The 6,883-nt window shown below is 62.5% G+C and carries 6 protein-coding genes; 4 read left to right on the top strand and 2 right to left on the bottom strand.

Annotated elements, in window-relative coordinates:
* A partial coding sequence (locus VEK15_26270) for an amidohydrolase family protein (protein HXV64234.1) occupies nucleotides 1-1,360 on the top strand: 1,360 nt, incomplete at its 5' end.
* 232 nt (nucleotides 1,361-1,592) lie between these two features.
* Nucleotides 1,593-2,090 carry a nucleotidyltransferase gene (locus VEK15_26265; protein ID HXV64233.1) on the top strand — a complete coding sequence of 166 codons (498 nt, stop codon included), beginning with the start codon at nucleotides 1,593-1,595 and terminating at the stop codon, nucleotides 2,088-2,090.
* Between the two features lie 29 nt (nucleotides 2,091-2,119).
* Here the strand turns inward: VEK15_26265 and VEK15_26260 are convergent, their stop codons facing one another.
* Both VEK15_26260 and VEK15_26255 read right to left on the bottom strand, forming a co-directional pair.
* Nucleotides 2,120-2,344: a hypothetical protein gene (locus VEK15_26260; protein HXV64232.1), complete on the bottom strand. Its 225-nt coding sequence runs from the start codon at nucleotides 2,342-2,344 to the stop codon at nucleotides 2,120-2,122.
* Between the two features lie 58 nt (nucleotides 2,345-2,402).
* Nucleotides 2,403-4,802 (bottom strand): ABC transporter permease, encoded by a 2,400-nt coding sequence (locus tag VEK15_26255; GenBank protein ID HXV64231.1) that lies wholly within the window; start codon nucleotides 4,800-4,802, stop codon nucleotides 2,403-2,405.
* 146 nt (nucleotides 4,803-4,948) lie between these two features.
* On the opposite strand from VEK15_26255, the gene VEK15_26250 reads away from it, so the two are divergent.
* Complete coding sequence (locus VEK15_26250; GenBank protein ID HXV64230.1) at nucleotides 4,949-5,587, top strand: hypothetical protein; 639 nt, start codon at nucleotides 4,949-4,951, stop codon at nucleotides 5,585-5,587.
* Nucleotides 5,588-6,021: 434 nt separating this feature from the next.
* The coding region (locus tag VEK15_26245) for a hypothetical protein (GenBank protein ID HXV64229.1) at nucleotides 6,022-6,883 on the top strand (862 nt) is incomplete at its 3' end.

Below are 6,883 nucleotides of genomic sequence, written 5' to 3'. Positions count from 1 at the left end.
TCCCATCTCGCTCGACCGCATCTATCGAGGCATTGCGGTCAACACGAAAGTCTTCGAGCTGATGGGAATCGAATTCGACGATCCCTCTACGCACCCGGAGTGGTTCACCCGGACGCCGCGTGATTTCGAGCCCGGGGACATCATCTTTCGCGACGACACCGGGCTTCCGAATGGTGTCTTCGTGGGGACGAAGGCGCCTCGGCTGGTGGCCGACGCCATCCCGGAGAAATCACTCGAGCAGAAAGTCGAAAGCCTGGTCCTTGGTTTGAAAGTGCTCACGACCTACGGCATCACCGCGATCGTCGAGCCCGGCAATCAGATCGGCCGCGTCAACCGCGTGTATCAGGAAGCCTACGATCAGGGTCTGCTTCCCGTCCGGGTCACGATCTACGACGGATGGTATCGGAGCGGAGACCCGGTTGGGCTCGGGGAGCCGGAGCGGATCGCCGCAAGGCTCGAGGCCCTCGGATTCCACAATCTGGGAGACGAGTGGCTCAAGATTCGCGGGGTGAAGTCCTCGGCGGACGGAGGAATCGGCTCACGAAGCGCGGCGATGAGCGCTCCGTTCCTGACGATTCCCCAGGACCCGCTGGGCGAAGAGAATTTCGGCTCTTACCGCGATCCCGATTTCGAATACCGGCTCGCTCAGTTCGAGCCCATCGCCGAGTACGGCTGGGAGATCCACACCCACGCCTGCGGGGATGCCGCCATTCGCCAGACCATGGACGTCTACAAGATTCTGATGGACCGCATTCGCAGCAAGCGGCCCGGGGCGGATCTTCGCTGGAGCATCATCCATTGCTACCTACCCGACGAACCGGAAACATCGGTCATCAACGACATGGCGCGCTACAGGGTCATCGCCGCCATCAATCCGGCAAACCTCTATTTCGAGGGAGATTCCTTCGTGCGGAACATCGGCCCCGAGCGCATGGCGCGACACACGCCGTACAAGACCTTCCTCGATGCAGGTGTAATGATGGCGTCGGGCTCCGATTATCCGAACAATTCTCCGGACCCCTGGATCGGCATGTACCAGATGGTCACTCGCCGGCATCAAATCTCGGGCGCGGTCCATGGCCCCGAACAGCGAATCTCGTTCCTCGATGCGCTCGCCACCTTCACGCGCAACGGCGCTTATCTCACCTTCGACGACGATATTCGGGGAACGCTAGAACCCGGCAAGCTCGCCGACCTCGTGGTCGTGGACGCGGATCTGACCGCCCTAGATCTCCATCCGGAGGCGCTGCTGAGAATGAGCGAAAAGGTCCTGGCCACGGTCGTCGCCGGCAAGGCCGTCTATGAGAGAGACGGATTCTGGAAATCCTACGCACTTCACGATCTGCCCGTTGAACGGTGAGAGGCTCGCACCCCGGCGATGGGCGCGGTATTCTAGTTGCGACGATGACAACGCGGACTTCGGGACTTCGCGGCAAGCCCTTCTCTATCAAGACCGTCGGCGCGCGCAAAGAGAACAGAGTCTCGATCGAGGTCGCGCGACAGCTGCTGCAAACCGCGGCGGTCCTCCGGCCCGTCGACTCGCTCGTGCCCCGGGGCGTCTACCGCTTTTCCAGCTTCGAGGAGGCGGACCTTTGGATGAGAAGGACGATCGCGAGTACTCTCGCACGCCACAAATCCAAGATCTCGTCCGGATCTGCCAATCCCTGAACGAGCACGAAGCTCGTTACGTTCTCATAGGTGGCTTCGCCGTCATTGCCCACGGCGCCGGCCGCACGACGAAGGACATCGACCTGCTCATCGACGCGAGCGCCGAGAACGTGTCCCGTGTCAAGGCTGGCCTCGCCATCCTTGACGACAACGCGGCGGCGGATGTCGAAGAAAGCGACGTTGAACGGTATTCGGTCGTACGTATAGCCGATGAGGTTATTGTCGACCTCCTGGCGAAAGCCTGTGGTGTGATGTACAAGGACGCTGCGCGGGACCAGGAGCACGTCGAGATTGACGGCGTAACCATCCCGATTGCCAGCAAACGAACGCTCATTCGAACCAAGGACACGATCCGCCCCTCGGATGCGGCGGACAAACAGTTCCTCCAGGAGCTCATCGACGCGGAGGAACGCGACGAGTAGCCCGGCAAGCCGCCCGACGAGCGCCGCGATCAGGAGATCACGAGCTCCCCGCCTTCGACGAGGATCGAGTCCACCGCGTGGGGCGATATATACAGGCTGGTTTCCCCCCTTCTCAGCCTGACCCAGCCGTTGGCGAGCAGTTGGACTTCATCGGGCGAGATCGACTTCTCTTCGCCGAGCACCCGATGAACCGTTCGCGTCACGCTCTGAGAATCGTTCGCGATGTCGACTTCGACCCGTCTGTCTCCTTCCATCCTGTCCTCCCGGGAGAGAACCCTAAGGGTTGGACGAGTCTGGATCAAGCGGCGAGGTTCACTCGTGACGCAGGGCGATGAGAGGATCGACGCGGGAGGCGCGCCGGGCTGGCAGGTAGCAGGACGAAAGCGCGACGGCGACCAGAACGGCGAGCGACGCGACGAAAGCCATCGGGTCGGGGGGTGACACGGAGAAAAGGAGGCTCTCCATCAGACGGGTGGCGACGAGCGACGCCCCGAGGCCGAGCAGGCTTCCGACCCCGAGAAGGAGCATTCCATCACCGACGGCCCAGCGGAGCACGTCGCCGGTTTTCGCGCCGAGAGCCATGCGAATTCCGATCTCCCGGGTCCGCTGCGCGACGGCGTAGCTCATGACCCCGTAGAGACCGATGGCAGCGAGCGCCAACGCCGCCGCGGCGAAGACAGATAGGAGCATCGTGACGGTCCGCGGCGGGGCGACCGTCGCGGCAATGACATCCTGCATCGTGGAGGGTTGGGCGACCGCGAGCACGGGATCGATCTCCCACACCGCGTCACGGACCGGACTGACGAGTAACGTCGGGTCCTCGCTCGTCCTCACCACCAGGCTCATGAAGCGCAACGGCAGCTGTTCGTAGGGGAAGTACATGGCGGAGCGTTCGTCCTGATCCAGCCCGAAGTGTTTCGTGTCCGAGACGATACCGACTACCTGTCGATACTTCCCTCCGACCCTCACACGGCTCTGGAGTGGGTCTTCATTCGGCCAGTAGCGACGGGCTGCGGTCTCGTTGATGAGCACGACCGGCGGTGACTCGGCGTCCTCGCCTGGCTGGAACCAGCGGCCTCGCACGAGGCTCATGCGCATCGTCTCGAAATAATCGTGGCTCGCGGGTCGGTACCAGGCGACCGGGGTCCGATGGGGTTCGGGCGGCTCGCGTCCCTCGATCAAGAAGTTGGCGTCGGAGTTGTTTCCACCCATCGGTAAAACGTAGATGACACCGGCGTTCTCGACACCGGGCAGCGATTTGACGCGGGCCAGCAGACGGCGTACGAAATCGCTCCGTCGAGTCGTCTCATCGTACGCCGGGCCGACGAGGTTGAGCTGTGCGGTGAGCACGCCCTCCGGGTCCAGTCCGGGATCGACCTCGATGAGCGCGGCGAAGCTGCGCAGGAGCAGGCTCGCCGCCACGAGGAGCGTCAGCGCCAGAGCGACTTCCGCGACGACGAGAGCTCTCCGGAGCGGGGCCCTGGCACTTCCCCTTTGCCCTTCTCTCAGCGAGCCCTGCAAACTCGGCCGCGACGCGTGCCATGCGGGCGCCAGACCGAACACGAAGCCGGTGACGCTGGAAATCCCGACGGTGAAGAGAAGGGCGCGGGAGTCCATGGCGAGGCGCGCCGCTCGTGGGACGTCGTCGCGCACCAGGGAGACGAGGACATCGACACCCCACAGAGCCAAAACGAGGCCCACGGCCGCACCCGCGGCGGCGAGGAGAAAGCCCTCGGTCAGCAACTGTCGTACGAGGCGAACGCGGCTCGCACCCATTGCGACCCGGGTGGCAACCTCTCGCTCCCTGTCGGCGGCCCGCGCGAGCATGAGGCTCGCTACGTTCGCGCATCCGATCAGGAGCACCAGGCCCACGGCGCCGAACAGCACCCAGATCGCGACGCGCACGTCGCCAACCAGCTGGTCATGGAGCGACACGAGATGGATACCGACGCCCGTATTCGTTTCCGGATAGTCCCGCTCGAGCCTCGAAGCGATGGCGGAGAGATCGGCTCGGGCTCTTTCGAGACTCACTCGGTTCGAGAGTCTCGCGACGACGCGAAGGGTATAGCAGCCTCGTCCGCACGTGTTGGTCCGGTCGATCCGGAGTGGCGCAAATATCTCGGCGTTCTCGATCATGGGGAGCTCGAAGCCCGGCGGAAGAACTCCGATGACCGTGGCCGGCTCGGCATCGAGTTGAATCCTCGAGCCGATCGCTTCGGGGCTTCCTCCGAAGCGACGCTGAAACAGTGAATGGCTCAAGAGCACCACGAGCTCGCTCGCGGCCGTGTCGTCCTCGGGAGCGAATCCTCGTCCGAGGATCGGCTCGACGCCGAGCAAGGAGAACGCGTCATGAGATGTCTGGGCGCCGGAAAGGAGCTCCGGCTCGACTCCTCCCGAGAGCGTTGGTCCAAAATTGGAGAGGGCAAACATGCCGTCGAAGGCCTCGTTCTGATCCCGCCAGTCGAAGAAATTGTCGGGGGTCGCCCATTCCGTCGCCGGACCGTCTACCCGCGTGAGGTCCTGCCATACGACGACGAGCTCGTGGGGCTCGTCATACGGCAGGGGCTCGAGGAGAACGCCGTTGACGACGCTGAAGATCGCGGTATTCGCCCCGATACCGATGGCGAGGGTGGCGACGGCAACGAAGGTCGTACCGGGTTTCGCGAGCAGATAACGTACCGCGTACTTGATATCAGCGATGAGCGCATCCATGATTTGGTGACTTGCAGCAAAGTTGATGCCAGAGTGGGTCGCGGTGAAACAATGGACTTCCCCGGTCAGTATGTTCGCAGGCGAAACCAGCCGTCCCGCAACCGGGACGTCGCGGTCAGCTTTGCAACCAGCATGAAGGAGGCACGATGCAAAAACGATGGATCCTGGGTTTCCTGCTGGTCGCGTTGCCGGCCGGATCTCAGGTGCGTGAGGGCGCCTGGACACCCGTTGCCGAGACCATGCGTCGCGGTTACACCAGCCTCAGCTACTGGACGTACCGGGACGACGGTGTCGAAATCGGTGGCGGCCGAATCTCGATCGAGCATGGTCTGCCGGAGTGGCCCGAGAAGTACGATGACCAGGAAGCTTTCGACCGGGCCACGACCGGGATGTTCTGGCGGTTCGGAAACAATAAATGGACGACCCTCGACACCCAGCTCGGGCTCGTTTTCGGCGACCGCCGGGTCGAGCCGGGCATCTACTACCTGGCGCTGGAACGGGAGAAACCCGGGACGTGGCGGATGGTATTCGTCGATCCCGAGGCGGTGCGCCCCAGCCTGATCGATGCCTGGGCACTGGTGCCCCGTCCGGACGAAGTCCCGGTCCTGTTCGGCGTGCCGTTACGCTACGAGCGGGCGGCGGCGAGCGCGAAGGAGCTTACGGTGGAGCTTGGTTTCAGGGACGGGGAAATGGACCGCGGGGTTTTGCAGATCCGGTGGGGGCCCCACCAGCTGAGCGGCGACTTCCAGATCGAGATGGTGGCCCCTGATTTCTACGAGCGCTAGTGTATTGTCTCGAGAATTTCGTTAATGAATCCGCGCCGATACATCGGGCCATAGAACGGTGGGGCCGGCCGCCGGCTCCAACACACGGTCGTTGTCCCGCCGCCGTAGCGAGCGTCGAGGGGGAATACGCCACGCTCTAAGCGGGGATTCGACCACGGGGGTTTCCCGACATTCATCAACCTCCTCGGCGGCTTTCTTGCTACAGGGCGGCAGGGGATTGGACTTGAGCAAAACCCCTAGGTGTTCAGAGAGTTACGTGTGTAGCCGCGAGTAACAACGCCCCATACGTCGTCAAAACCCGAAATTGTCCACGAACGCCCCCTCACCCTTCAGGTAAATCGATCGGGCTAACTGTCGAATTCAGAGCTATCTAGAGCCTTCGTTCGGATTGGAACACCGATTGCTATCTGAGCTCCTTCGGACGGGGGATTACCATGAAACGAGCTCGGATTACGGAAGCGAGCGGCTTCACATTCATCGAAATGGTGGTCGCGATGGGGGTCACCACGGTCGTGATGGCTTCTGTCTTTCTGCTCTTGCAGAAGGGAAACAGAAGCTTCCGCCGGGAGCCTCAGATCACCGAAACGACCGCCGCAGCGCGTATCGGGATCGATCGGATCAGCCAGGATCTGACGATAGCCGGTTTCAACGCGCCGCCCGAGAGGGCGATCATGTGGTTCGACGGCGGCGGTCCAGCGACCGCTCCCAATCCGGACATGCTGACGCTCGTGTACTCGGACCCCGAGGTACCCTGGTCCAGACCCTTACCTTGCAAGAGCGGCGGTGGTGGCTCTTGCAACACCATCGGTTCCTCTTCCACCCTGAACGTCGATCCGTCCAGCCTGCCACCTTACGTAGATCCCGAGCAAGCCTATAACGACGGGCAGATCCTGATGGCACTCCAGGGTCCGAATGGTAACCCGGCGTGCGACAACGTCGAGCCGGGCCTGTACCCTTTCGAGGTGACCCAACGTCCCAAATGCACAGGCGCTGGCGCAGGTAGCGGGAGCAATTGCGACGCCCTCAACATCAACCACAACCCGTCGGACACGAGCGGTCTCAATTATCCCGGCGGTTTTCAAAACGAGGTTCTCGTTGACTGTGCCGTGATCGGCTGGTTCCACATAGTCCAGTACCGGATCAATCCCCTGCCTCCCACGCCTAATCCGATGCTCGAGCGCAGCGATTTGCTTGGCGATTCTTGGACCCCGGTCTCGAACAACATCGAGAACCTGCAGGTGCGATACGCGCAAGGTACGAACCCAGCTTTTTTTGATGTGCCTCCGCTGGTCCCCA

This window comes from Vicinamibacteria bacterium (assembly GCA_035620555.1).
Taxonomy (GTDB): domain Bacteria; phylum Acidobacteriota; class Vicinamibacteria; order Marinacidobacterales; family SMYC01; genus DASPGQ01.
This window is presented reverse-complemented; position numbering and strand designations above follow the sequence as displayed.